This is a genomic window from Oscillibacter sp. ER4 (genome assembly GCF_000765235.1).
Classification (GTDB): Bacteria; Bacillota; Clostridia; order Oscillospirales; family Oscillospiraceae; genus Hominicoprocola; species Hominicoprocola fusiformis.
The window spans coordinates 1-24,281 of the sequence record NZ_JPJG01000091.1; the positions used below are offsets into that span (position 1 = coordinate 1).

Annotated in this window: 21 protein-coding genes and 1 tRNA gene; 6 read left to right on the forward strand and 16 right to left on the reverse strand. The window is 60.6% G+C overall.

The window, feature by feature from the left end; genetic code table 11:
- Positions 1-358 precede the first annotated feature (358 nt).
- Positions 359-434: transfer RNA gene (locus NI20_RS0112265), tRNA-Val, on the reverse strand.
- Positions 435-695: 261 nt separating this feature from the next.
- Here NI20_RS0112265 and NI20_RS0112270 point away from each other — a divergent pair.
- Both NI20_RS0112270 and NI20_RS0112275 read left to right on the forward strand, forming a co-directional pair.
- On the forward strand, positions 696-2,180 hold the full coding sequence (locus NI20_RS0112270) for a DUF1846 domain-containing protein (protein WP_033121683.1): 1,485 nt from the start codon (positions 696-698) through the stop codon (positions 2,178-2,180).
- Positions 2,181-2,198: 18 nt separating this feature from the next.
- Positions 2,199-3,128, forward strand: coding sequence for a PfkB family carbohydrate kinase (locus tag NI20_RS0112275; RefSeq protein ID WP_052084684.1), 930 nt, complete (start codon positions 2,199-2,201; stop codon positions 3,126-3,128).
- A 48-nt stretch (positions 3,129-3,176) separates the two neighbouring features.
- On the opposite strand, the gene NI20_RS14335 is transcribed toward NI20_RS0112275, so the two are convergent.
- Positions 3,177-4,115 carry a xanthine dehydrogenase family protein subunit M gene (locus NI20_RS14335; RefSeq protein ID WP_052084686.1) on the reverse strand — a complete coding sequence of 313 codons (939 nt, stop codon included), beginning with the start codon at positions 4,113-4,115 and terminating at the stop codon, positions 3,177-3,179.
- Positions 4,112-5,743: a xanthine dehydrogenase family protein molybdopterin-binding subunit gene (locus tag NI20_RS0112285; protein ID WP_033121684.1), complete on the reverse strand. Its 1,632-nt coding sequence runs from the start codon at positions 5,741-5,743 to the stop codon at positions 4,112-4,114. Before NI20_RS0112285 ends, NI20_RS14335 begins: the two co-directional genes overlap by 4 nt.
- A gap of 289 nt (positions 5,744-6,032) precedes the next feature.
- On the opposite strand from NI20_RS0112285, the gene NI20_RS0112290 reads away from it, so the two are divergent.
- The 4 genes from NI20_RS0112290 to NI20_RS0112305 are packed head-to-tail and all read left to right on the forward strand — an operon-like array spanning position 6,033 to position 10,670.
- On the forward strand, positions 6,033-8,312 hold the full coding sequence (locus NI20_RS0112290) for a xanthine dehydrogenase family protein molybdopterin-binding subunit (RefSeq protein ID WP_033121685.1): 2,280 nt from the start codon (positions 6,033-6,035) through the stop codon (positions 8,310-8,312).
- The gene (locus tag NI20_RS0112295; RefSeq protein WP_033121686.1) at positions 8,312-8,785 is read left to right on the forward strand and encodes a (2Fe-2S)-binding protein; all 474 of its coding nucleotides are present in this window, start codon (positions 8,312-8,314) and stop codon (positions 8,783-8,785) included. Before NI20_RS0112290 ends, NI20_RS0112295 begins: the two co-directional genes overlap by 1 nt.
- A complete protein-coding gene (locus NI20_RS0112300) occupies positions 8,782-9,645 on the forward strand; it encodes a xanthine dehydrogenase family protein subunit M (protein ID WP_033121687.1) in 864 nt (287 codons plus the stop codon). The genes NI20_RS0112295 and NI20_RS0112300 overlap by 4 nt, the downstream gene beginning before the upstream one ends.
- Positions 9,642-10,670: an Ldh family oxidoreductase gene (locus tag NI20_RS0112305; protein WP_033121688.1), complete on the forward strand. Its 1,029-nt coding sequence runs from the start codon at positions 9,642-9,644 to the stop codon at positions 10,668-10,670. The genes NI20_RS0112300 and NI20_RS0112305 overlap by 4 nt, the downstream gene beginning before the upstream one ends.
- A gap of 112 nt (positions 10,671-10,782) precedes the next feature.
- On the opposite strand, the gene NI20_RS0112310 is transcribed toward NI20_RS0112305, so the two are convergent.
- The 13 genes from NI20_RS0112310 to rsxC form a co-directional block, all read right to left on the reverse strand.
- On the reverse strand, positions 10,783-11,847 hold the full coding sequence (locus tag NI20_RS0112310; RefSeq protein WP_033121689.1) for a putative glycoside hydrolase: 1,065 nt from the start codon (positions 11,845-11,847) through the stop codon (positions 10,783-10,785).
- Between the two features lie 104 nt (positions 11,848-11,951).
- Complete coding sequence (rpiB, locus tag NI20_RS0112315; RefSeq protein ID WP_033121690.1) at positions 11,952-12,389, reverse strand: ribose 5-phosphate isomerase B; 438 nt, start codon at positions 12,387-12,389, stop codon at positions 11,952-11,954.
- 20 nt (positions 12,390-12,409) lie between these two features.
- Positions 12,410-13,216 (reverse strand): histidinol-phosphatase HisJ family protein, encoded by an 807-nt coding sequence (locus NI20_RS0112320; RefSeq protein ID WP_033121691.1) that lies wholly within the window; start codon positions 13,214-13,216, stop codon positions 12,410-12,412.
- Between the two features lie 10 nt (positions 13,217-13,226).
- The gene (gene dnaJ / locus NI20_RS0112325; RefSeq protein WP_033121692.1) at positions 13,227-14,366 is read right to left on the reverse strand and encodes a molecular chaperone DnaJ; all 1,140 of its coding nucleotides are present in this window, start codon (positions 14,364-14,366) and stop codon (positions 13,227-13,229) included.
- Positions 14,367-14,437: 71 nt separating this feature from the next.
- Positions 14,438-16,303 carry a molecular chaperone DnaK gene (gene dnaK / locus NI20_RS0112330; protein WP_033121693.1) on the reverse strand — a complete coding sequence of 622 codons (1,866 nt, stop codon included), beginning with the start codon at positions 16,301-16,303 and terminating at the stop codon, positions 14,438-14,440.
- Between the two features lie 262 nt (positions 16,304-16,565).
- Positions 16,566-17,174 (reverse strand): nucleotide exchange factor GrpE, encoded by a 609-nt coding sequence (gene grpE / locus NI20_RS0112335; protein WP_033121694.1) that lies wholly within the window; start codon positions 17,172-17,174, stop codon positions 16,566-16,568.
- A gap of 3 nt (positions 17,175-17,177) precedes the next feature.
- On the reverse strand, positions 17,178-18,227 hold the full coding sequence (gene hrcA, locus NI20_RS0112340; protein WP_033121695.1) for a heat-inducible transcriptional repressor HrcA: 1,050 nt from the start codon (positions 18,225-18,227) through the stop codon (positions 17,178-17,180).
- A gap of 626 nt (positions 18,228-18,853) precedes the next feature.
- Positions 18,854-19,780 carry an RnfABCDGE type electron transport complex subunit B gene (locus NI20_RS0112345; RefSeq protein WP_242842997.1) on the reverse strand — a complete coding sequence of 309 codons (927 nt, stop codon included), beginning with the start codon at positions 19,778-19,780 and terminating at the stop codon, positions 18,854-18,856.
- Positions 19,781-19,795: 15 nt separating this feature from the next.
- The gene (rsxA, locus tag NI20_RS0112350; RefSeq protein WP_033121696.1) at positions 19,796-20,386 is read right to left on the reverse strand and encodes an electron transport complex subunit RsxA; all 591 of its coding nucleotides are present in this window, start codon (positions 20,384-20,386) and stop codon (positions 19,796-19,798) included.
- A 2-nt stretch (positions 20,387-20,388) separates the two neighbouring features.
- Positions 20,389-21,018, reverse strand: a complete 630-nt coding sequence (gene rsxE / locus NI20_RS0112355; protein ID WP_033121697.1) for an electron transport complex subunit RsxE — start codon at positions 21,016-21,018, stop codon at positions 20,389-20,391.
- 17 nt (positions 21,019-21,035) lie between these two features.
- Positions 21,036-21,632, reverse strand: a complete 597-nt coding sequence (locus NI20_RS0112360) for an FMN-binding protein (RefSeq protein ID WP_033121698.1) — start codon at positions 21,630-21,632, stop codon at positions 21,036-21,038.
- The gene (locus NI20_RS0112365) at positions 21,629-22,648 is read right to left on the reverse strand and encodes an RnfABCDGE type electron transport complex subunit D (protein WP_081958505.1); all 1,020 of its coding nucleotides are present in this window, start codon (positions 22,646-22,648) and stop codon (positions 21,629-21,631) included. Before NI20_RS0112365 ends, NI20_RS0112360 begins: the two co-directional genes overlap by 4 nt.
- A 3-nt stretch (positions 22,649-22,651) precedes the next feature.
- Positions 22,652-24,019, reverse strand: a complete 1,368-nt coding sequence (gene rsxC, locus NI20_RS0112370; protein WP_033121699.1) for an electron transport complex subunit RsxC — start codon at positions 24,017-24,019, stop codon at positions 22,652-22,654.
- Between the last annotated feature and the right edge of the window lie 262 nt (positions 24,020-24,281).

Here is a 24,281-nt window from a genome sequence, read left to right on the forward strand (position 1 = left end):
CCCGCCCGCCGTTTCCGCTTCCCTATTATCCTGTGCCGCAGGACGCGGGAAAACAGGCCGGACCTGTGCCTTTTTGATGAATCATAGCACAATCAGCTCCCTACCGCAACGGTATGTTTGCGGTAAATATCCATCACCTTTCGCCCGCGTACACGGCAGTTATAGAGTTCGTGTCACCCAATAGATTGAATCGGCAATGAGAAAAAGATGGATTCCGGTTGCAATTCACAGATGGGAGGAATGCATATGGAAGGCTTCATTACAAATGTTCTCAATTTATAAAGGGTACGATAAAGGGTAAATGGCACCTCAAGGCAATAAAAAACCTTGAAGCCATTGAAGCTTCAAGGTTTTTCTCTGGTGCGCGGTACAGGACTCGAACCTGTGACCCCATGCACGTCAAGCATGTGCTCTACCAGCTGAGCTAACCGCGCGAATCGAACAGTGATATACTACTATATCCGCATTCTTTTGTCAACACCTTTTTTCAAAAAGTGCGGATTTTTTCTTCCCCCCGTGAAGAGACTGTTTATAGCATACGCTAAGAGCTCGCTGATGTAAAGAGGGGAAAATAGCAGAAATTCGCCGCCGTTTTTCATCTATTTTTCTGCGGGCACATTTCTTGTCAAGCCGCCGTACGTTCTATATAATAGGCATATATTATGTGTAAATTGAAAATGGGGTGCTTTTTTACGATGGGACAAATCGGTTTTGATAACGACAAATACCTTGCCATGCAGTCCGCGCACATCCGCGAGCGCATCAGCAAGTTCGGCGGCAAGCTGTACCTCGAGTTCGGCGGCAAGCTCTTTGACGATTTTCACGCCTCGCGCGTGCTGCCCGGCTTCCAGCCCGACAGCAAGATCCGCATGCTTCAGCAGTTGCGCGACGACGCGGAGATCGTCATCGCGGTCAACGCGAACGACATTGAAAAGAACAAGGTGCGCGGCGACCTCGGCATCACCTATGATGACGACTGCCTGCGCCTGATTGACGCGTTCCGCTCGCTGGGGCTTTATGTCGGCGGCGTGTGCATCACGCAGTACGCGGGGCAGAACGCAGCGGATGCCTTCATCAAGCGTCTCAACACGCTTGGCGTTCGCAACTACCGCCACTACCCCATCGCGGGCTATCCCTCCGACGTCGCTCACATCGTGAGCGACGAGGGCTTTGGCCGCAACGAGTATATCGAGACGACGCACTCGCTCATCGTCGTCACCGCGCCGGGCCCCGGCAGCGGCAAGATGGCGACGTGCCTCTCCCAGCTCTACCACGAGCACAAACACGGCGTGAGCGCGGGCTACGCCAAGTTTGAGACCTTCCCCATCTGGAACCTGCCACTCAAGCACCCCGTGAACCTCGCCTACGAGGCCGCGACCGCGGACCTTGACGACGTGAACATGATCGACCCGTTCCACCTCGAGGCCTACGGCGAGACGACCGTGAACTATAACCGCGACGTGGAGATCTTCCCCGTCCTGCGCGCGATCTTCGAGCGCATCTCCGGCAAGTGCCCCTACCAGTCCCCCACCGACATGGGCGTCAACATGGCGGGCAACTGCATCATCGACGATGAGGTCTGCCGTCAGGCCTCGCGCATGGAAATTCTGCGCCGCTACTACACCGCGCAGGTCGACGTCGCGCGCGGCATTGCTGACGCCTGCCAGCTCAGAAAGCTCGAGCTCGTCATGCAGCAGGCGGATGTGACGCCCGACCTCTGCCCCGCTGTGGCCGCGGCCAAGCAGAAGGCCGAGGAGACCGGCGCGCCCGCGGGCGCGATGGTGCTGCCCGACGGCCGCGTTGTCACGGGCAAGACCTCTTCCCTTCTCGGCGCTTCAGCGGCGCTGCTCTTAAACTCTCTCAAGGCCATGGCCGGTATCCGCAGCGACATGAACCTCATCTCGAATCAGGTCATTGAGCCGATCTCAGCGCTCAAGATCCAGTCGCTCGGCCACCACAACCCGCGCCTGCACTCTGACGAGGTGCTCATCGCGCTGGCGATCTCGGCGCTGACGAACCCCCTCGCCGACATGGCAAGAGCCCAGCTCGGCACGCTCCGCGGCTGCGATGCGCACTTCTCCGTCATCATCTCGGAGGAGGACATCAAGCTCTACAAACGCCTCGGCATTCACGTCAGCTGCGAGCCGAAGTATGAATCCAAGCGTCTTTATCACAAATAATTCGGAGAAAGCAACATCATGTCTAACGAAAAGAATCTTCCCTACGCCGTCGTCTGCGGCGGCGTGAATATCGACATCGGCGCGCACTCTTTCGCGCCGCTGCGCGCGAAGGACTCGAACCCCGGCAAGGTCGAGCTGAGCCTCGGCGGCGTGGGACGCAACATCGCGCACAACATGCGCCTGCTCGGCGTACCGACGTATCTTCTGACCGCCGTGGGCGGCGATTCGCGCGCAAGCCAGGTCGAAGAGAGCTGTAAAGAACTCGGCATCGACCTTTCGCACGCGCTGCGCGTGCCCGACGGCCGCACCTCGACCTACGTGTTCGTGGGCGACAGCGACGGCGACATGACCGTGGCCGTGGCCGACATGGAGATCTGCGAAAAGTTGACGCCGGACTACTTTGCCTCGCAGAAGGAGCTGCTCGACGGCGCCGCCGCGGTGGTCGTGGACGCGAACCTGCCGCGCGAGTCCATCGCGTACCTTGTCGAGCACTGCGCCGCGCCGCTCTTCGTCGATCCGGTATCCACCGTCAAGGCGGAAAAGCTCCAGGGCTTACTCAGTCACGTCCACACGCTCAAGCCCAACCGCATCGAAGCAGAGCTCCTCTCCGGCGTGAAGATCACGGATGACGCCACGCTCTATCAGGCCGCGCAGGCGCTGCTCGGTCAGGGCGTGCAGCGCGTATTCCTATCGCTCGGCGGCGACGGCGTGTTTGCCGCACAGCAGGGCGAGACGCATTTGGAGCCCATCTGCAAAGCCGAGATGCGCAACGCCACCGGCGCGGGCGACGCGATGATGGCGTCCCTCGTCTGGTCGTTCCTCGCGGGCCGCGACCTTGCCGAAAGCTGCGCCGCCGGTACGGCTGCCGCGGCCATCGCGGTCGAGAGCGAAGAGACCATCAATCCCGCCATGAGCGCCGAGGCCGTTCTGGCCCGCGCCGCGAAGTAAATTTCTACGACAAAAAAGAACCGTCCGATCGGACGGTTCTTTTTTTGCTTATTTTCTCAGATTCAGCAGCATCGCGACGTGGCGATAGAGGCTTCTCTTGACCGCGGGGGTCATGCAGGCCTCCTTGATGGGCATGGCGAGCTTTCTGAGCTCGTCCTCGGCCTGCGCGATGACCTCGTCATCCGTGGCGTCGGAGTCGATCTTCGCCGCCGTCTCGGCCATCACGACCGGATGGGGCGCGAGCGCGCCCGCAGCCAGACGCGCGGGGCGATTGCCGCCGCAGCGGAGCGCAAAGTTGATGATCGGGAAGTCGATCGTCGTGCGCATCGCGTACTTATAAAAGCCGCTGCGCTCGCCCTCTTCCGCCGCGGGGACGAAAAAGCGCGTGACGAGGATGGGCAAATGCTCGTGGCAGGCAAGGCCGTTGGCCACGCTGTGGCGCTCGATGAGGGACTTGAGGTCGGTGCGGTGCGTCTCGCCGTCTTCGATGTACTCGACCTCCGCCTCGTAAGCGATGAGCGCGGTGGCGACGTCGGAATAGTAGATCGCGCGGCAGACCGGCGAGTTCGGGATCTGGTGGCAAATGCTGCCGCCGGTCTTGAAGCAGTACGGAAGGCCGCTGCGCCACAGGTGCGGCTGGTTGAAGTAAATGCAGCGGCGGTCCTGCATGATGTTGCCGCCGACGGTGGCGATGTTTCTGATCTGCGGGGATGCCGTCAGCGACGCCGCCTGCGCGATGGCCGCGTAGCGGCTGTTCAAAAGCGCGCTCTCGGCAAGCTCGGTGAGCGTCATCGCCGCGCCGATGATGAGCTCGCCGTCCTTTTCCTCCAGGACGTGCAGCTCCGGAATTTTCTTCAGGAAGACGAAGTCCTTGTCGTCGCGCACCTCGTTTTTCAGCAGCGGCATGATGTCCGTGCCGCCGCCGATGTATGTTGGGTGCTCGGCGGAGACGACGTCGTGTAAGCTCTCTAAAACCTGTCCGCTCATTTCACATTCCCCCTCTCGGTCGGCAGGATGGCAAATTTGTCGCACAGCGGCAGGCTGTTGATCTCAATGCCGCTTGCCCGGCGCACCGCGTTCACGATGGCCGGCGCCACGGGCACCGTGGCAAGCTCGCCGACGCTCTTCGCGCCGTGCGGGCCGTATGGGTCGTGGCTGTTGACCATGTCGACATACGTGCGCGGCATGTCGCCCATCTGCGGGATGCGATAGTGCAGAAAATCGGTCGACAGCGTGCGGCGCGAGCGCGGGTTGATCTCCATGCGCTCATAGAGCGCGTAGCCCACGCCCTGCGCGATGCCGCCCTCGAGCTGACCGGCGACGGTCAGGCGGTTGATGGGCGTGCCGACGTCCACGACCTCGATGATGTCCATGAGGCGGATGGCGTTGAGTTTCTTGTGGTATTCCGCCTTGACAAAGCAGACGGAGAACGGGTTGGGGCAGGCCGCGGCCTTGTAGGTGCCCGCGCCGATGGGCACGCTGCCCTTGGGGGCGAACAGGATCTTGCGCGCGGCGTCCTCAAAGCTCAGCTCGAGCTCCTCGCCGCCGCTGATATAGTAGCGGTGGTCCTTTTCCTTGACCGTGCAGCCGTCGTAGATGACCTTGAGCTGCTCGACCATCTTCTTTTTCAGATCGTCGCAGGCGAGCTTGACGGCGTTGCCGCAGATAAACGTCTGGCTTGAGCCGAACGTGCCGGTGTTATACGGCGTCAGGCCCGTGTCCGCCGCGGTGATCTGCACGCTGGAGAGTGGGATGCCGAGGCATTCCGCCGCGATCTGGCTCTCCATCGTCTCGCTGCCCTGACCGATATCGGCAGAGCCGACGAGAAGATGCACGGACGCGTCGGCGTTGAGCATGACGACCGCGCCGCTCAGGCCCTCTTTCGAGGACGGACCGGAGCCGTGGCAGCTGAACGAGATGCCCCATGCCTGACGGATGTTTTCGTCGTCGATCAGGGGCTCTTTCTCGTCGATCTCCTTCTGGATCTGCTGGCAGCGGCGCGCGCAGTCCTCAATGCCGTTGCTGCTGACAGGGATGCTCGCGCAGGGGAAGCACTCGCCCACCTGCACGTGGTTCATCAGGCGGAATTCGACAGGGTCCATATCGAGCTTCTGCGCGAGGCGGTCCATCAGAATTTCGCGGCCGAACGTGAGCTGCGTGTTGCCGTAGCCACGGAACGCGCCGCCCGTCACATGGTTCGTGAAGACGCTCAGGCCGATGAACGAGTAGTTCGGCACGTTGTACTGCAATTTACGCGCGGCGGCGGCCACGACCGTCGGCGTGTGCGTGGTGTAGGGGCCGGCGTTCAGGCGGAACGTCGTATCAAAGAGCTGCAGCTTGCCGTTTTTGTCCGCGCCGATGCGCAGATCGACATCAGAGGCGTGGCGCACGACGGAGTAGAAGTCCTCCTCGCGCGAATAGAGCAGCTTCACGGGGCGCTTGATCTTGCGCGAGATGAGCGCCGCGGCGTGCTGGGCGTGCAGCTGCTGGCGCGCGCCGAAGCCTGCGCCGACAAGCGGCTTGATGATGTGCACGTCCACTTCCTTGAGGTCGAAAAGCTCGGCCAGAATGCGGCGCTCCTGGAACACCGTTTGCGAGCAGCTGTAGATCGTCATATGACTCGCACCTCCCAGCGCTCGGCCGCCTTTTATCCCTTTCGCGGAACTTTAAAGCGGCAACAGTATCATTGACACAACGCAACTGTAAGCATCAAAAATCAAAAAATCGTCAAATTTTTTGTAAAATCGATTTGACGCTTAAAATTTTTTTGACACAGCCTGTCGAAATGCGTTTTTCTTGACGCTCCTTTGACGGTTGTGGTTCATTATAGGGTATCAGTAAAGGGTTTTGCCGCCGCATTTTGCGGCTGCATTCGTTCCGATAAACATTCTGGGAGAATCCATTATGAATTATCAATACATCGGTAAGAGCACACCCGTGAACAATTCCCGTGCCAAGGCCAGCGGCCTTCTGCGCTACGCAGGGGACATGAAGCTGCCGAACATGCTGCACATGAAGCTCGTGCTCAGCCCTGTCGCCCACGGGATCGTCAAAGCGATCGACTCCTCCGCCGCACTTGCGATGCCAGGCGTTGCTGCGGTATTGTCGTTTGAAAATACGGTGGACACTAAATACAATCGCGGTCGCGTTCGCATCAGCGAGGATGTCATGGACCAGGAAACGCTCTTCAGCCGTCACGTCCGTTTTGTCGGCGACCGCGTGGCTGCCGTGCTGGCCGATTCGCCGGAGATCGCCGCAGCAGCAGCGGAAGCGATCCAACTCGAAATAGAGGAACTCCCCGCTGTCTTTACCGTGGAAGCCGCCAAGCGCGAAGGTGCGCCGCAGCTGCACGAGGACGGCAACACGGTCACACTGCCCGAATGCGGCTTCGGCGGCAGATATGCCGATGTGCAGGGCGAAGAGTTCATCCACCGCTCACAGACGCAGCGTGTCTCGCATATCGCCATGGAAACGCACTGCGCCGTGGCAGACTATAACCCCGGCACCGACCGCATGACCGTCTGGTCTCCCACACAGTCGACATTTGGCGTGCGCTCGTGTGTTGCAGCGCTGCTTGGAATGCCGATGAGCCATGTGCGCGCCATCAAAACGCCGATGGGCGGCTCGTTCGGCTGCAAGCAGGAGATAATCCTGGAACCGCTGGCCGCCGTCGGCGCAAAAATGACGGGACGCCCCGTCAAGCTTCAGCTCGACCGGCGCGAGACCATCCTCTGCACTGTGCTGCGCCATCCCATCAAAAGTGAAATTCGCGCCAAATTCGACAAAGGCCATATTCTCAAAGCGCTCGACCTGACCGCTGAGCTCGACGCGGGCGGTTATCAGGGTGTTTCGCCGGATTACATGGGATCCATGTTCAAAAAGCTCTCCTGGGTCTACGGCGTGGAGGATGTAGCGTACCATGCGACCTCCACCTGTACGAACACGCCCATGTCCGGCAGCTACCGTGGTTGGGGCGGCCCCGAGACCGCGTTCATCATGGAAAACATGATGAACGCCGCCGCGCAGAAATTCCGCTGTGACCCGCTCGAGTTGCGGCTCAAAAATATCCTGCCGCCCGACGCAATCAGCAAGATTGGCAATTTCCCGCTCGGCGATGTCCGCCTTGAGGACGTGCTGCGCCTTGGCAGTGAACGTTTCCGCTGGTCCGAGCGCCGCGCCGCCGCGCAGGCGCAGGATCGAAGCAGCCGCTATCTCAAGGGCGTCGGCCTCGCCGTGTCCACCCATACCTCAGGCTACTATCCTCGCCGTCTTGACTGGTGCACCGTCACGGCCAAGTTTGAAGAGGACGGCTCGGCGAGCTTCAACTGCAACATCCACGACCATGGCTGCGGCACGGTTGCCGCGCTGAAGAATATTGCCGCAGAAGAACTCTCCATCCCCCCTGACAGCATTGATTTCCCTGAGGGCGACACGGCATACAATGCGCTCGATAATGGCTGCTACACCAGCCGCACAATTTATGTCACCGGCCGTGCCGTGTTGGAAACGGCGCAGAAGCTCAAATCTCTGCTGCTGGAAAATGCCGCACGTCTCATGGTATGCAGTGCCGGAGACCTCGCCTGTCAAAACGGTGAGATCTTTGTCACCGCTGATCCCTCTCGCCGGAAAACCTACCGTGATGTTATCTGCTATGCCGCCGACCAGTGCGGCGGCAGCGGCGCAATTTTCGTTTCCCACACTTACCAGCCCTCGTCCAACCCCGGCCCTGCCGCTGCTCACTTTGCCGAGGTCGAGGTCGACACGCTCACTGGGCTCTGCCGCCTGACAACCTACACCGCCGCGCATGATGTAGGAAAGGCCATCAATCCCGAACTCTGCCGCGGGCAGGTCGGCAGCGCCTTGCAGCAGGGCATGGGGCTTGTCTTTTGCGAGCATGTCAAAATCGACCCGAAGACCGGCCAGCCGCTCAACGCCACCCTGCAGCGCTATCACGTGGCACGCGCGTGCGACTTCCCGCACATTGAGACAGTGCTTGTCGAAAACGGCAGCCCCGAAGGGCCTTACGGCGCCAAGTCCATCGGCGAATCCTGCTTTGTGCCGGTCGCGCCGGCGCTACTTGCCGCCGTCAATGACGCACTGCAAACCGATCTGACCACCCTGCCGCTGACGCCGGAGAAGCTCATCCGCGCCGTGCAGGAAAAACGCAAGGAGGCGTCGCTGTGATGGAAATTCGTTTTTACTTAAACGGGAAAGAAACCGTTGTGAACGCCCCGCCGGAGCGCCTGCTTGTCGACGTGCTGCGCGAAGACCTGCACCTGACCGGCACAAAGCGCGGCTGCGGCGAGGGTGAGTGCGGCACCTGCACGGTGCTGCTCAATGATAAAGCCGTCCACTCCTGCATGACGATGATCGCGCAGGTGAACGGACACCGCGTCATCACGTCCGAGGGCGTCGAATCCGACCCGCGCATCGCACCTATTGTCCCCGCTTTCGTGAACAACATGGCCATTCAGTGCGGCTACTGCACGCCCGGCATGGTGATGAGCGCCGCGGGCCTGCTGCTCAACAATCCCGATCCCACCGAAGACGAGATCCGCACCGCGATCTCCGGCAATATCTGCCGGTGCAGCTGCTATGAACAGATCCTGCGCGCCATCCAGCAGGCCGCGCACGACATGAAGGAGGCGGCCAAATGAACTTCTTTCAGCCAACAAACCGCGACGAGCTCGCCTCTGCCCTCGCTTCCCTCTCCGGCGGCTCCATTGTCGCCGGGTGCACGGACTTTTTGGCTCAGCGCAACGGCAAGGTCTGGCACGCGGACGCTATTTTGAGCCTGACGGAGATGCAGGAGCTCAAGCAAATTGAATTGGCCGGCGATTCTCTCGCCGTCGGCGCGGTGTGCGTGCATTCGCAGGTCGCACAGTCCCCCGTTGTGCGGCAGTATTTTCCTGCACTCGCCATGGCGTGCAGCCAGGTCGGCTGCGCGCAGATCCGCAACCGCGGCACGCTCGGCGGCAGCATCGGCACCTCTTCCCCCGCGGGCGACGTCTACCCGCCCCTGCTCGCGCTCTGCGGCGCGGCCGAGGTGATGAACAGCCGCGGCGCGGTGCGCACCATCCCCGCACGCGAGCTCATGCTCGGCAAGGGCAAGACCGCGCTCGCGAGCGACGAGGCCATTCTGCGCTTCCTCCTCCCCCTGCCCGCCGAACATGAGATCAGCGCGTTCGGCAAGATCGGTGAACGGCACCAGGTCACGATCTCCAAGATCAACCTCGCCGTCAGCGCGGTTGTCGAAAACGGCTGCATCCAGAGCGCGCGCGCTGCACTCGGCGCGGTCGCGCCGCACGCCTACCTTTCAGAAGACGCCGCGGCGTTCCTTGGGGGAAAGCCGCTCACGGCGGAGACCGGCGCCGCGCTCGGCGACCTGCTCTCTTCCGAGGTCGAGCGCGTCATCGCGGGGCGCGGCTCCATGCCCTACAAGCGTGAGGCCGTCCGTGGCCTTGCACAGGACCTGTTCGCCCGTCTGATCGCGCTGGCGCAGGAGCGCGGCCTATGAAAAAAGAGATCCGCATCGACGAGCTCCGCGTCATGATGCTCGACGCGCTCACGCTGCGCGGCATCGGCAGCGAGGACGCCGATTTCATCGTCGATGATTTTCTGGATGCCGAGCTGGAGGGTCACAAGACCCACGGCGTCTCCAAATTCCTGACCCTCGACATCGGTCTTTCAGGCCGCGAGAGCGGCATTGAAATTGTAAGACAAACCGGCGGCCACGCCAAGATCGACGGCCACCGCGAGCTCGGCCACATCGCCGCGCGGCAGGCTGCCGCGTTCAGCGTAGAGCTCGCCAAGGAATATGGCGTCGGCCTTGTCGCGCTGACCAACGTCAGCCGCTATGCCCGCCTTGTCCCCTATTCCCGCCTGATCGCCGAGCGCGGCTGCATCGGCATCATCACGAACAACGGTGGTCCCGCGCACGTGGTTCCGTTTGGCGGCAGCGCGCCGATGTTCGGCACAAATCCGCTCTCCTTCGGCTTCCCGCAGGGCGAAAAGCCCCCCCTCCTCTTTGACTTTGCCACCGCGCAGGGTGTGTGGGGCGAGCTGCGGCAGGCCATTGTCGAGGAGCGTTCCCTCCCCGAGAGGACTTTTCTCGATGCTGCCGGCGCTTTCACCACCGATCCACAGCGCGTGCAGGGCGTGCTCCCCTTTGGCGGAGCGCGCGGCGCGGCACTGTGCATGGCGCTCGAAATTCTGACCGGCGCGTTCGTCGGCGCAAAGATGGGCGGCGAGATCCGCGATGAATACGACCTCGGCTACCTGTTCTGCGCCCTGTCGCCGGAAATGTTTTCTTCCGCAGACGATTTCATCGCGCAGACATCGGCGCTGGCCGAGGCTGTACGCACCAGCGCACCCGCCGCAGGAAATGCACAGGTCTTCGTCCCCGGCGAACGTTCCGCCCAGCGCCGCAGCGAGCAGCTTGCGCGCGGCACGGTCGAGCTCGAAGCCGATGTTTATAACCGCATCCGCGCGATGAGCCTTTCGCGCGAGGGCGGCTACGAAAATTCCCGCAGTATGAACTGAGATACCTCTCTTTTCATAAAGAAAAACAGCATGAGGCAGCGGGCACTGCTTCGTGCTGTTTTTTACGCAAAAAACGGGCCGCTGAGGTATCAGCGGCCCGCCCTTCGCCTTTTCACTTTTCGATCAGATAGCTGCCGCTGTCCGTCGCCTCCGTCACGATGGGGATGAACTCGACGTCGTAGGCCTTCATCGCCTCGGTGACGCTCTCGAGCTGGTCTGCCGTGACCTTGACGTACACGCGGTCGAACTTTTCCGTGAGCTCGCTCATCACGATGCCGGACTTCTCTTCGCTGCCTGCAAGCGCGATGTCCGCGTCCACGCTGACGGAGAGCTTGCCCTTGTAGCCCGCCCGCTCAAGCGCGGTGTGGATATCGTCGGCGAGCAGCGCAAGCGCCTCCTGCTGCGTCATGGTGCGCTCGTCCGTCTTGATGCGGCTCATGCGCCCCTCGCGCGGGTAGTGGAAATCGTCGAGCAGCAGCTCGTCAAAGCCCATCTGTGCGCATTCCGTGACGATATCGGTCACATACTGCCGCGCGGCCTGCTTTTCGGGCGCGAGCCAGTGGGTGCTGTTCGTATCGTACCAGACGAATCCCGTCAGCTGGCACACGGCGGCGTCCGTCATGTGCTCGTAGGCGTACAGGCTGTCGTGCAGCGTGCTGATGCGGCCGATCGTATAGTAGTCCGAGTCGACAAGGCCCTGAATGGCCGCATCCGATGCGCTGCCGCCAGCCACCGCGCCGCAGTCGATCGCGCCCTGCACCTTAGAGCCGTAATGGATCTTGCCGCTCGCGTCCTTGAGTTCGACCGCCACGGCGTTCACGTCCTTATCAAGGCCATCGAGCGCTGCCTGCCAATCGCTGCCGAGCGCGTCCGCACCCAGCTCGACCGCGTAGGTATCCTTGATGACGGGCTTTTGCACCGTGATCTCAAGGTCGTCCTGCTTCTTATCGTCGCCGCTGTCGCCGCCATTTGCGCTATCGTCCTGTGGGGTCTTCTTTATCCAGGGGAACTCAAAGCGGACCGAGCCGTCCGCATCGTATACCATATAGCGCTGCGCAAACAAAAAGCCGCACGCCAGCAGCAAAATGACCACCAGCACCACGGCCAGCACACCTCTGCCGCGCCTGCGCCCGCGATAACCGGTATAGCCCTTCGTTCCGCTCGATCTTCTTGCCATTGTCTGCATCCGCCTCCTTTTTCTCGTGCAACAGTTTACCTTTTGAGAGCAAAAAAATCAACAAAAACCTTTCGGTTTTTGTTGATTTTCCGCTTTTGTATGCTTTAGCCATCGATAGCGTCCATCAGCGCGACGCGGCGGGCGTGGCGGCCGCCCTCAAACGCGGTGGAGAGGAACGTCTCAACCATGGCCGCGGCCAGCTTCGGGCCTGTGAAGCCCGCACCGATGGCCATCATGTTGGCGTTGTTGTGCTGGCGGCACAGCTGCGCTTCGAGCGTATCGGCGCAGTGCGCGCAGCGGATGCCCTTGACCTTGTTCGCCGCAATGGAGATGCCGATGCCCGTCGTGCACACGACGATGCCGTACTCGCATTCCCCGCTTGCGACGGCACGCGCGGCGGCCTCGCCGAAAATGGGATAGTCGCAGCTCTCGGTGGAATAGGTGCCGCAGTCCTTGACCTCGTGGCCCAGGCCCTCCAGCTGCTTTTTGATGTCTTCCTTCATGGCGTATCCGCCGTGGTCACAGCCCAATGCGATCTTCATAGTGTTTCTCCTTTTGTCAGTCAGATTTTGTGAAAGACCGGTTTTTTCTTTTCAAACGTGCACACATAGTCGAGGCCGCAGTTCTTGAGTAATTCCTGCGTCTCGCGGGCGCGCATGCCGACGAATTCCGGCGTGTGCGCGTCGGTGCCGATGGTGATGATCTCGCCGCTGAGCTCGTGATAGAGCCTCAGCCATTTGGCGTCCGGCAGCGGCGTGTTGCCGCGGTTGACGTTGCACTCGATGCCGCAGCCGTTTTCAATGAGCGCGCGGAACACCTGCGCCACCTCGTCCTCGAAGCCGTCGAAACTCATGTGCATACCGTGGTTTTCGTTCATGTAGCGAAGCGGCAGCGTCAGGTGGCCGAGCACGGAGAACTTCCCCCACTTGGCCGTCTCCAGAACGAGCGTTAAATAGTCCGCGATCTGCTCGCGCGCCTCCTGCTCCGTGGCCTCGGGCATGAAGTAGAGGTCGTTCCAATCGTACTTTTCCGACAGCTGATGCTGCGAGCCGATGACAAAGTCGAGCTCCGGCAAACGCGAGAGCAGCTCGTCTGCGTAGGCAAAGTCGCGCATCGCCTCGCCGAGCTCGATACCGCGGCGGACGATGATCTTCCCGTCCGCCGCCTGGTCGGCGCGCGCAAAGGTCTCTTCACGATTCGAAAAATCGTGCTCCCAGTGCGCCGTCTCCCTCGGGCGGAACAGGTCTACATGGTCGGTCAGGCACATTTCCTGCAAACCCTGCGCGATGCCCGCGCGCACCATGTCTTCCACCGGCGTTTTCGAGTCGAACGAAAGCGAACAGTGGGTGTGATAATCGGATAAATACATCTTCTATTCGTTACAGCTTGAACTTTCCGAAAAAGCTCTTGTGTTCCTCATAATTCTTCTCGCCGAGCGACTCGCTGAACTTCTTGAGCGCTTCCTTCTGCTCGCGGTTCAGGTTGCGCGGCGTCTCGATATACACGGTGACGTACTGGTCGCCGCGGCCGCGGCCGTTGAGGCCGGGGATGCCCTTGCCCTTCAGGCGGAACGTCGTGCCGCTCTGCGTCCCCTCGGGGATGGTGTACTTCACCTTGCCGTCGATCGTCGGGATCTCAAGCTCCGCGCCGAGCACCGCCTGCGTGAACGTGATGGGCGCTTCGCACAGGACGCTCGTGCCCTCGCGGCGGAAGATCTCGTGCGGACGCACGGACACAACGATCAGAAGGTCGCCCGCGGGGCCGCCGTTCTTGCCCGCGTTGCCCTGCGCGCGCAGCGAAATGGTCTGCCCGTTGTCGATGCCCGCAGGAATGCTGACCTTGATGGTCTTGCGGTGGCGGATCATGCCCTTGCCGCCGCACTTGGGGCAGGGCTGATGAATGATCTTACCCTTGCCGCCGCAGCGCTGGCAGGGGGCCGACGTCGACATATAGCCCAGCGGCGTCTGGCGGCGCTGCTGGATCACGCCGCTGCCGCGGCAGTCAGGACATACCTCGGCGGTCGTGCCCTTGGCGCAGCCCGAGCCGCGGCAGTCAGGACACTGCTCGATGCGGTCGATGCTAACTTCCTTCTCGCAGCCGAAGGCCGCCTCTTCAAAGCTGATGTTCACGCTCGTGCGCAGGCTTTCGCCGCGCTGGGGCGCGTTGGGGTTCGCGCGCGCGCCGCCGAAGCCCCCGCCGAAGAAACTGCCGAAGATATCGCCGAGGTCGCCGAAGTCGAACCCGCCCGCGCCGTAGGCGCCGCCACCGGCGCCTGCGCCGTAATTCGGGTCAACGCCCGCAAAGCCGAACTGGTCGTAGCGCGCCTTCTTGTCTGGGTCGCTCAAAACCTCGTTCGCCTCGTTGATCTCCTTGAACTTCTCCTCGGCTTCCTTGTCGCCGGGATTCATGTCGGGGTGATACTTGCGCGCGAGCTTTTTGTATGCTTTTTTGATCTCTTCTTCCGAAGCGCCCTTGGAAACGCCGAGCACCTCGTAATAGTCTCTTTTATTTTCAGCCATAGACTACGCTCCTAAAAACGCCGCAATCGGGGGCAGTATAAACTGTCCCCGCTGCGTCGATCGGTTTCAAATTACTTCTTGTTGTTCTCGTCGTCATCCACGACCTTGTAGTCAGCATCATAATACTGCTGACCGTTCGGGCCGGTCTGCGCGCCGCCGTTCTGGCCGCCCATGTCGGGGCCAGCCTGTGCGCCGCCCTGCGGGTTCGCCTGCTGATAGAGCTTCTCGCTCATCTGATAGAACATCTGCGTGAGCTCTTCGGTCGCGCTCTTGATGGCGTCGGTATCGTCGCCCTTGAGGACTTCCTTCAGCTTGTCGATACCACTCTGAACCTTGGCCTTCTCGTCCGCGGGGATCTTGTCGCCCACTTCGCCGAGGGTCTTCTCGCTCTGGTAGACCATCTGGTCGGCCTGGTTGCGGACTTCGACCTTTTCCTTGATCTTGGCGTCCTCAGCGGCGTACTGCTCGGCGTCCTTGACGGCCTTTTCGATATCCTCCTTGCTCATGTTGGAGGAAGAGGTGATGGTGATGTGCTGCTCGGTGCCGGTGCCGAGGTCCTTCGCGCTGACGTTCACGATGCCGTTGGCGTCGATATCGAATGTGACCTCGATCTGAGGCACGCCGCGGCGGGCCGGAGCGATGCCATCGAGGTGGAAGCGGCCGAGGCTCTTGTTGGCAGCGGCCATCTCACGCTCGCCCTGCAGAACGTTGACTTCAACGCTCGTCTGGTTGTCGGCGGCGGTGGAGAAGATCTGGCTCTTCTTCACGGGGATGGTGGTGTTGCGGTCGATGAGCTTGGTGCAAACGCCGCCCATGGTCTCAATGCCCAGGGACAGCGGGGTGACGTCGAGCAGCAGCAGGCCCTTGACATCGCCGGTCAGAACGCCCGCCTGAAGAGCAGCGCCCATGGCGACGCACTCATCGGGGTTGATGCCCTTGAAGCCTTCCTTGCCGGTGAGCTTCTTGACCATTTCCTGCACGGCGGGGATACGGCTGGAGCCGCCGACCATCAGGACCTTGTGGATGTCGTTGCCGGTGAGGCCCGCATCGCTGAGCGCCTGACGGACAGGGCCGGCAGTGGCTTCGACCAGGTGCGCGGTCAGTTCGTTGAACTTAGCGCGCGTGAGGGTCAGGTCGAGGTGCTTCGGGCCGGTGGCGTCGGCCGTGATATACGGGAGGTTGATGTTGGTGGAGGTCACGCCGGAGAGCTCGATCTTGGCCTTCTCGGCAGCTTCCTTCAAGCGCTGCATGGCGACCTTGTCGCTCGAAAGATCAACGTTGTCGGTGCGCTTGAACTCGCTGACCATCCACTTTATAATGCACTCATCGAAGTCGTCGCCGCCGAGGCGGTTGTTGCCCGCGGTGGCCAAGACTTCAATGACGCCGTCGTCGATATCGAGGATGGAGACATCGAACGTACCGCCGCCGAGGTCGTAGACCATGACCTTCTGGCTCTGCTCCTTGTCGACGCCGTAGGCGAGGGCCGCGGCCGTCGGCTCGTTGATGATACGCTTGACCTCGAGGCCGGCGATCTTACCGGCATCCTTGGTCGCCTGACGCTGCGCATCGGTGAAGTAAGCGGGAACGGTGATGACGGCTTCGCTCACGGGGCCGCCGAGGTAAGCCTCAGCGTCGCTCTTGAGCTTCTGCAGGATCATCGCGCTGATCTCCTGCGGGGTGTACTTCTTGCCATCGACTTCGACTTTATAATCAGAACCCATCTCACGCTTGATCGAAGAGATCGTGCGGTCGGGGTTGGTGATGGCCTGACGCTTTGCGACCTGGCCGACCATACGCTCGCCGGTCTTACTGAACGCGACGACGGACGGGGTGGTGCGGTTGCCTTCGGCGTTGGGGATGACGACGGCTTCGCCGCCTTCCATCACGGCCACACAAGAGTTGGTAGTACCAAGGTCAATACCGATAACTTTAGACATAATGTTGTCCTCCTAAGATCTATCTTAATTTTTTTGTTAACCACTTTATATGTTCATTTTGCGTCCGCAGACGCGAAACAAATCCAAATCGTTTTTTCTGACGACAGAAGGTGAATTGCCGCAAAGCGGCAAGAGAAGCCGCCCTGGGGCGTGCGCGTCAGAAAAAACACATCTCAGCCCTGAAACGTGCGAGCGCAGCGAGTGCGCTGCACAGGGCTGCAAGCCCTTTCAAAAATGTGTGCCACACATTTTTGAGGAACTTTTAGTTGGCAACCTTGACGATGGCGAATCTTAAAACCTTATCGCCCAGCGTGAAGCCCTGCTGAAGCACCTCGACCACGGTGTTTTCCCCGTAGTTTTCGTCTTCCACATGCATCACGGCGTTGTGCTTTTCAGGGTCAAAGGGCTTTCCGGCGGCGTCCATCGTTTCAACGCCCAGCTTTTTGAGGCTCTCTTTGAACTGGTTGAACACCATCTCAAGGCCCTTGCGGTGGGGCGACTCCTCGTCGCCATACTGGGCAAGGCCGCGCTCGAGGTTATCGTAAACGCCCAGCAGCGCCTTGATCGTGTCGATCTTCGCGTCGGCATAAAGGCTTTCCTTTTCCTTCGCGGTGCGCTTGCGGTAGTTGTCGTATTCGGCGGCAAGGCGCAGGTATTTGTCCTGCTCGTCGGCAAGCGACTTGGCAAGGCCTTCCATCTTCTCCATCTGCTCGCGCGTGACAGTGAAGGTCTCGGGCTCCGCGCTCTTTTCGGCGGTCTCGTCAGCCTTGGCAGTTTCTGCGGTTTTGGCCGCCTCGTCTGCTGTCGGCTGCTGCGCCGTGTTCTTTTCCGGCGTGCTCTCCGCTGCGTTCTGCTTGTCTTTCTTACCCATTTCTTACTCCTTATCTTCTTCCTTGGGCGGAAGCTCGTTCTTGCCGAACATCCGCGTCAGGCTGTCTGCAAAATAACTCAGCCGCGCCGTCACGGTGGCGTAGTCCATTCTGGTGGGACCCACCACACCGACGAGGCCGCGCATCCCGTCGCCGATATCGTAGCTGGCGACGACCACGCTTGTTTCCTTGAGCGCCTCGTTCACGTTTTCCGGCCCGATCAGGATCTTGAGCGGTGCGCCGTCATCCGGCACGGGAAGCTCTTCCTTGTTATCCACAAGGAATGTCACGAGATCGTGCGCCTTGTCGACATCGCGGTACTCAGGCATTTTCAAGATCTGGCTCGCGCCCGCGGTCTCCACATTGCGCTGCGCGCTCTGCTCGAGCACACCGATCGCATATTCGACCGCTTTGGACACCACTAAAAACAGCTCGGGCGAAAGCTGCTCGGAAAGACTCATCAGCCTTGCACTCATCTCATCGGCGCTCCGGCCGGTGAAGTGCGTGTTCAAAAGCTCCTTGACGTCCGCGAGCCGCTGGCTGTCGAACGGGAGGTCCGAGCGCTGGAGCTGGCTCTTCACGCGGTTATCCTCGCCCATCACCACGACGATGAAGCTCATTTCATCGACCGCGATGAGCTCGAAGCGCTTGACGCTCGCCTCGCGCCGTCCGCCCGTCACGCTGTACACGGGGTAATTGACGATGCTCGACACCATCTGCCCCGCCTTGGCGATCACGCTGTCCGTGCCGCTGAGCTTGGACTTGAGCTGCTCGTTGATCTCCTCCGCTTCTGTTTCGGAGACCTCGCGCTTTTCCATCAGCTCGTTGACGTACAAGCGGTAACCTTTCGGCGACGGCACGCGTCCGGCGGACGTGTGCGGCTGCTCAAGGTAGCCCATTTCGACCAGGTCTGCAAGCTCGTTGCGGATGGTCGCGGAGCTCACCGAACCGCCCATCTCCTCGGCCAGCGCCTTGGAGCCGACCGGCTCAGCCGCGGCGATGTAATCCTCGACAACGCGCTTGAGAATCTGCTTTTTGCGCTCGGTCAAGTCCATACACCGCGCTCCTTTCGTAGCTTTAGCACTCCTTTCCATCGAGTGCTAAACGCAGTGTACCACCGACATTTCCCATTGTCAATAGGAGGCAGTGTAAACAGTTTGTGAACTACGCAAAAGTCAGGCCAAGGCCTGCCTTTTGAAGCGTTTTCACTCCGCTCTGTGCCTCGCCTACGGCTCGACACTCGCTGCGCGAGAAGAGTTGATCGCCGCGCGCAGGTCGCGGCGATCAACAATCCTAATTCTTCCGCGCCCGCGGGCGCGGAATTCTGCGAAACCTTTGTAAAAAAAGCATCGCAGATTTTTACCCGCGAGGGGTACGCGGCATCCGTAAAGCAGCAAAGCTGCTAACGGCTGCCCAGGCCACCGCGCACAGTGGTAAATAGATTCTAATCGTTTTTTCTGACGACAGAAGGTGAATTGCCGCAAAGCGGCAAGAGAAGCCGCCCTAGGGCGTGCGCGTCAGAAAAAACACCGCTCAGCCCGCAAGTGTGGAATTTGCCCGCCAAGGCGGGCAAATTATGCGCGCAGCGGGCTGCACTCCCCTCGCGAAAAAGTGACACCGTCACTTTTTCGAAATTATAAAAAAGAGGAACGCTTTCGCGTTCCTCTTTTTTTAAGAACCTTTATTCGGCCTTGGGCGCTTCGGCGGCTTTCGCGGCTTCAGCAGCCTTAGCTTCGGCGGCTGCCTTGGCGGCAGCGGCCTTGCGCTCGGCGGCAGCCTTCTGCGCGGCCTTGAACTTCTCCTTCTCCTCGGGGGTCGGGATGGGCTCGATGGCGTTGCGCGGGCAGGCCTTGGCGCACATGGTGCAGTTTCTGCACTTGGTGTAGTCGATGACGGCCACGTTGTTGACGACGTGGATGGCGTCGAACTTACAGGTGCGCTCGCACATACCGCAGGCGATGCAGGAGTTGGCGCACACCTTCGTAACGGCGGGGCCCTTCTCCTTGTTCGAGCAGTTGACGAAGACCTTCTGCTTGTAGGGCACCTCGACGATCAGCTTGCGCGGGCAGGCCTCGCGGCAGGCGCCGCAGTTGGTGCACTTCTCCTTGTCGACCTCGGCGACGCCCTGCTCATTGATATGGATGGCGTCGAACTGGCAGGCGGCAACGCAGGTGCCAAAGCCCATGCAGCCAAAGGAGCATGCGGTCGGGCCGCCGGCGACCTTCGTCGCGGCGACGCAGTCGTGAAGACCGACATACTCGAAATTCTTCACAGAAGCCTCGCCGCCGTTGCACAGCACGTGCGCGACCTGCTTTTCGCCGCTGGGGGCTTCCATGCCCATGATCTCAGCAATCTTGGCAGCGCCTTCTGCGCCAGCGGGCGCGCAGGCGGTGACGGGAGCCTTACCGGCAAGAATTGCCTCGGCGCAGCCCGCGCAGCCGGGGTAGCCGCAGCCGCCGCAGTTTGCGCCGGCGAGGCAGGCCTGAATCTTGGGCAGGCGCTCATCGACCTTGACCTCAAAGGCCTTGGCCGCAACGGACAGGATCAGGCCGAACACGACGGCGATCACGCCCAGCACGAGGACAGCGTAAATAACGTTTGTAATCATAATTTCGTCCCCTCCTTACATGGGCCACACCTGCAGGCCGGAGAAGCCCATGAATGCAAGGGCGATCAGGCCTGCGGTGATCAGCGCGATGGGGAAGCCTTCAAATGCCTTGGGATAGTCGGCAAATTCCAGGCGCTCGCGCACCGTGGAGAACAGGTAGATCGCCAGCAGGAAGCCAAGGCCGCCGGTGATGCCGTACACCACGGATTCGATGAAGTTGTAGTCGTTCTGCACGTTGAGCAGCACCACGCCGAGAACGGCGCAGTTGGTGGTGATCAGCGGCAGGTACACGCCGAGGGCCGTGTAGAGCGTCGGCATGGACTTTTTGAGGAACATCTCGATAAACTGCACGAGGCTCGCCACCACGAGAATGAAGGCGACGGTCTGCATGTAGTCAAGGCCGAGCTTGACGAGGATGATGTTCACGCCGTAGCAGAACGCCGAGGCAAGGCCCATGACGAAAGTAACGGCAAGGCCCATACCGATGGCAGTGTCGCTCTTTTTCGACACGCCGAGGAACGGGCAGATACCCAAGAACTGCGAGAAGATGAAGTTATTCGTCAGGATCGCGCCGAGGGAAATAGCAAGTAACTTAGTCACACTCATTTTTATTTACCCTCCGTTTCTTTCTTTTCCGCGTTCTTCTTCTCGCTTCTGGCAAGCGCCCACTGCATGATGGCGATCAGCGTGCCGAGGCAGAGGAAGCCGCCGACGGGCAGCGTGAGCATACCGGCGGGAACATAGGAAGAAGGCATGATCTGCACGCCGAGCAGCGTGCCCGCGCCGAGCAGCTCGCGGAACGCGCTCAGGATCAGCAGCACCACCGTGTAGCCGATGCCCTGGCAGATGCCGTCCACCGCGGAGGCGGCGACGGAGTTCTTGCTGGCAAAGGCCTCGGCGCGGCCGAGGATGATGCAGTTGACGACGATCAGCGGGATGAACACGCCAAGGCTATTGGCGATGGCGGGAACAAACGCCTGTAAGCATAGGTCAACGATCGTGACGAAGCCCGCGATGACGACGATGTAGCACGCGATACGCACTTCGTTGGGGATGATCTTGCGCAGAAGGGAAATAAAGATGTTGGAAAGCGTCAGAATGACGAGAACGGAGAGGCCCATACCAAGGCCGTTCGACACACTCGTGGTGATGGCCATGGTGGAGCACATACCGAGCACTTGCACCAGAACGGGGTTTTGGTAGATCAGACCGTCTTTGAGCTGTTTGTTAAAATTCATAGATCGTTTCCCCTTTCTCAGTTCATGGCCTCGGCGGCAGCCAGAGCGGCGTTGACGCCCTTGGTCACGCCCTTGGTGGAGACCGTCGCGCCGGTGACGGCGTCGATGTTCTGCTTGACGACGAGCGTGCCCGCGCCGGACTTGCCGACGAACTGATCGAGTGCGCCGGTGCCTGCGGAGGTCGCTTCATTGTCGATGACCTTGGAGCCGATGCCCTTGGTCTCGGAGTTGTTGACGATGGAAACGCCCGTGACAGTGAGGTCGGTGTCGACGCCGACGATCATCACGATGTTGCCCTGAGAGCCGCTCGCGGTGACCTTGAAGGCATAGCCGATGGTGTCGCCGCCGGACTGCACCTCATAGACCTCGCTCAGCTTGCCGCCCTGTTCGTTGGCAGCGTCGATCATGGCCTGCGGGATCTCCTCCATCGGGGGGAATTCGCAGTCGGCCGCGGAGACGACCTTGGCGAGCGCCTCTTCGGTCTTCTGCTTGTTGATGGCCGCGATCTTGTCCGCGGTCAGCATGTTGGTCAGGCCCAGCAGCAGCGCGACGACCAGCGAGATCGCCGTCAGCGTACCGGCTACCTTGAAAATGAATTTACCTTCGATCTTCATTTCTTTGCCGCCTCCTTCGCTGCTTTCTTATCTACGCCGAAGCGAGTGGGCTTGGTGTACTTGTCAATGATCCAGGTGCAGCAGTTCATCACAAGGATGGAGTAGCAAACGCCCTCGGGATAGGAGCCAAAGTAGCGGATGAACACCGTGATGAGACCGCAGCCGATGCCGAAGATCAGCTGGCCCTTCTTCGTGACGGGCGAGGTGACATAGTCAGTGGCCATGAAGAACGCGCCGAGGAACAGGCCGCCGCCGAGCACGTTGTAGAGCATCCAGCTCATCGCATCGTTGCCCTGGGGGAAGAGGAACGTGAGGACTGCCACCGTGCCGATGTAGGCAACGGGGATCTGCCAGGAGATGACCTTGCGGAAAATTAAGTACAATCCGCCGATGAGCAGCATCATCGCGGAGATCTCACCGAGAGAGCCGCCGATGTTGCCGATGAACATATCGGACAGGCTGTACTGTGCCGTCACCTCGGCAAACTCGCCGCCCTTCATCATCGCAAGCGGAGTGGCCGCGGTCACGACGTCAGCGCCGCCGAAGAGCGGTGCCTTGCCGGAGGCCGGGTCGATCCAGGAGGTCATCTGGCTCGTGTAGCACGCGACGAGCGCGGCACGGCCGGCCAGCGCGGGGTTCAGGAAGTTCTTGCCAAGGCCGCCGTAGAGCTGCTTGACAACAAAAATTGCGAAGAAGTTGCCGACGATCAGCATCCAGTAGGGAAGCGTCACGGGGCAGACGAACGCGAGCAGGACACCGGTGACGGCGGCGGACAGGTCGCCGAGCGTCTGCGTCTTGTGCATCAGCTTACGGTAGAGCCACTCGAAAAACATCGCGGAAACCACGCTCATGAGCACGGAGATCAGCGCGCGGAAGCCGAAACGGATGACGCTCATGATGAGCGCGGGGCACAGCGCAATGATCACGTCGAGCATGATCGAGCGCGTGTCTTCATTGTTGCGGATATGGGGGTTGGAGGAAGCGATGAGCTTCAGACCCTTATAATCATTCAGCATCTCTTAAGCCTCCTTCTTTGCTTCTTCAGCAGCCTTGGCAGCCTCAGCCGCGGCCTTGGCCTTGGCGGCGGCTTCCTTGACCTTCTGCTTGCCGACCTTGAACGAATGCGTCAGGTGCAGGCGGCCCGGGCAGATGTAAGAGCACGCGCCGCACTCGATGCAGTCCATGACGTGGGCCGCCTCGAGATCCTCGATGCGGTTCTTCTGCACATATAAATAGAGGTACAGAGGCTCGAGGTGCATGGGGCACGCCTCAACGCAGCGGCCGCAGCGGATGCAGGTCGGGTCCTCGGAGACCTTGTTCTCATTCGCGGCGAACGCCAGCACCGCGCCCGTGCCCTTGGCCACGGGGAAGTCGGCGGAGGCCTGCGCCATACCCATCATCGGGCCGCCGGCGATGAGCTTGAACGTCTCGTCCTTCAAGCCGCCGCAGGCGTCGAACAGGAGCGAAACGGGCGTGCCGATCGGGCACTCGAGGTTCTTCGGCTCCACAACGCCGCTGCCGGACACGGTGACGACCTTGCGCACCACGGGCATGCCGTCCTTGATGGCATGGTAGATGGCGATGGTGGTGTTGATGTTGAACACGGCGCAGCCGATGTTCGCGGGAAGACCGCCGGGGGGCACCTGCTTGCCGGTGATCGCCTGGCAGAGCTGCTTTTCGCCGCCCTGCGGGTAGCGGCAGCGCAGCGATTCGACCACGACGGGAGCCTTCTGCTCGGCGATGACCTTGTTGAGGGCCTCGATGCCGTTTTTCTTGTTGTCCTCCACGCCGATGACGACCTTGCTCACGCCGAACATCTTGGCGAGGTAGCAGCAGCCGCCGATGATCTCAGCGGGGCGCTCAAGCATCGCGCGATGGTCGCCGGTGATGTAGGGCTCGCACTCCGCGCCGTTGATGATGACGGTATCGACCTTGCCGATGCCGCTGGAGATCTTCGTGTGCGTGGGGAACGTTGCGCCGCCCATACCGACGATACCGGCCTGCTTGACCATTTCGACCATTTCCTCCACGCTCAGCGCGTCGGGGTCGGCCGGAGCATGGACTTCCTCGCTCAAGTCGTCCTTGAAGTCATTGTCGATGACAACGGACATGACCTTGCCGCCCATGGAATAGGGACGGGGCTCCACCGCAGCGACCGTACCGGATACGCTTGCGTGAATGGGAGCGCCGAGACCTTTGAATTCGCCGATCTTCTGTCCAAGCTTGACATAGTCGCCCTTGGAGACCGTCGGGGTGCAGGGTGCGCCGAAGTGCATCGACATGGGGATCACCACCTGAGCAGGGGCTTGTAACTGCTCGATGGCCTTTTCATTGGTAGCAGCCTTCATATCATTGGGATGAACGCCGCCAAAGAAAGCTTGTGCCATAGTCTTCACCTCATCTTTATACTGCCAGAGCAGCGGAAACACTGCTCCATAATCGGATAGATTATATCCCCTTTCTTTTCTCTTGTCCAGAAAATATTCTTCATGACCATCATTTTCCTACATAATTTATCAGATTTCGCCGTCATTTTCTCGCAAAAACAGCATTTTGCCAAACAATTTGACTTTCGGCGGCCCGCGGAGGGAATAACCCATTTTCCCGCTTCTTGACGTGTCCCGGACGCGATGCTATAGTTATGTATTA

Excerpts from the sequence above, each read along its gene's own strand:
- NI20_RS0112270 (WP_033121683.1), top strand. The coding sequence starts at position 696 with ATGGGACAAATCGGTTTTGATAACGACAAATACCTTGCCATGCAGTCC.
- NI20_RS0112275 (WP_052084684.1), top strand. The coding sequence starts at position 2,199 with ATGTCTAACGAAAAGAATCTTCCCTACGCCGTCGTCTGCGGCGGCGTG.
- NI20_RS14335 (WP_052084686.1), bottom strand. The coding sequence starts at position 4,115 with ATGAGCGGACAGGTTTTAGAGAGCTTACACGACGTCGTCTCCGCCGAG.
- NI20_RS0112285 (WP_033121684.1), bottom strand. The coding sequence starts at position 5,743 with ATGACGATCTACAGCTGCTCGCAAACGGTGTTCCAGGAGCGCCGCATT.
- NI20_RS0112290 (WP_033121685.1), top strand. The coding sequence starts at position 6,033 with ATGAATTATCAATACATCGGTAAGAGCACACCCGTGAACAATTCCCGT.
- NI20_RS0112295 (WP_033121686.1), top strand. The coding sequence starts at position 8,312 with ATGGAAATTCGTTTTTACTTAAACGGGAAAGAAACCGTTGTGAACGCC.
- NI20_RS0112300 (WP_033121687.1), top strand. The coding sequence starts at position 8,782 with ATGAACTTCTTTCAGCCAACAAACCGCGACGAGCTCGCCTCTGCCCTC.
- NI20_RS0112305 (WP_033121688.1), top strand. The coding sequence starts at position 9,642 with ATGAAAAAAGAGATCCGCATCGACGAGCTCCGCGTCATGATGCTCGAC.
- NI20_RS0112310 (WP_033121689.1), bottom strand. The coding sequence starts at position 11,847 with ATGGCAAGAAGATCGAGCGGAACGAAGGGCTATACCGGTTATCGCGGG.
- rpiB (WP_033121690.1), bottom strand. The coding sequence starts at position 12,389 with ATGAAGATCGCATTGGGCTGTGACCACGGCGGATACGCCATGAAGGAA.
- NI20_RS0112320 (WP_033121691.1), bottom strand. The coding sequence starts at position 13,216 with ATGTATTTATCCGATTATCACACCCACTGTTCGCTTTCGTTCGACTCG.
- dnaJ (WP_033121692.1), bottom strand. The coding sequence starts at position 14,366 with ATGGCTGAAAATAAAAGAGACTATTACGAGGTGCTCGGCGTTTCCAAG.
- dnaK (WP_033121693.1), bottom strand. The coding sequence starts at position 16,303 with ATGTCTAAAGTTATCGGTATTGACCTTGGTACTACCAACTCTTGTGTG.
- grpE (WP_033121694.1), bottom strand. The coding sequence starts at position 17,174 with ATGGGTAAGAAAGACAAGCAGAACGCAGCGGAGAGCACGCCGGAAAAG.
- hrcA (WP_033121695.1), bottom strand. The coding sequence starts at position 18,227 with ATGGACTTGACCGAGCGCAAAAAGCAGATTCTCAAGCGCGTTGTCGAG.
- NI20_RS0112345 (WP_242842997.1), bottom strand. The coding sequence starts at position 19,780 with ATGATTACAAACGTTATTTACGCTGTCCTCGTGCTGGGCGTGATCGCC.
- rsxA (WP_033121696.1), bottom strand. The coding sequence starts at position 20,386 with ATGAGTGTGACTAAGTTACTTGCTATTTCCCTCGGCGCGATCCTGACG.
- rsxE (WP_033121697.1), bottom strand. The coding sequence starts at position 21,018 with ATGAATTTTAACAAACAGCTCAAAGACGGTCTGATCTACCAAAACCCC.
- NI20_RS0112360 (WP_033121698.1), bottom strand. The coding sequence starts at position 21,632 with ATGAAGATCGAAGGTAAATTCATTTTCAAGGTAGCCGGTACGCTGACG.
- NI20_RS0112365 (WP_081958505.1), bottom strand. The coding sequence starts at position 22,648 with ATGCTGAATGATTATAAGGGTCTGAAGCTCATCGCTTCCTCCAACCCC.
- rsxC (WP_033121699.1), bottom strand. The coding sequence starts at position 24,019 with ATGGCACAAGCTTTCTTTGGCGGCGTTCATCCCAATGATATGAAGGCT.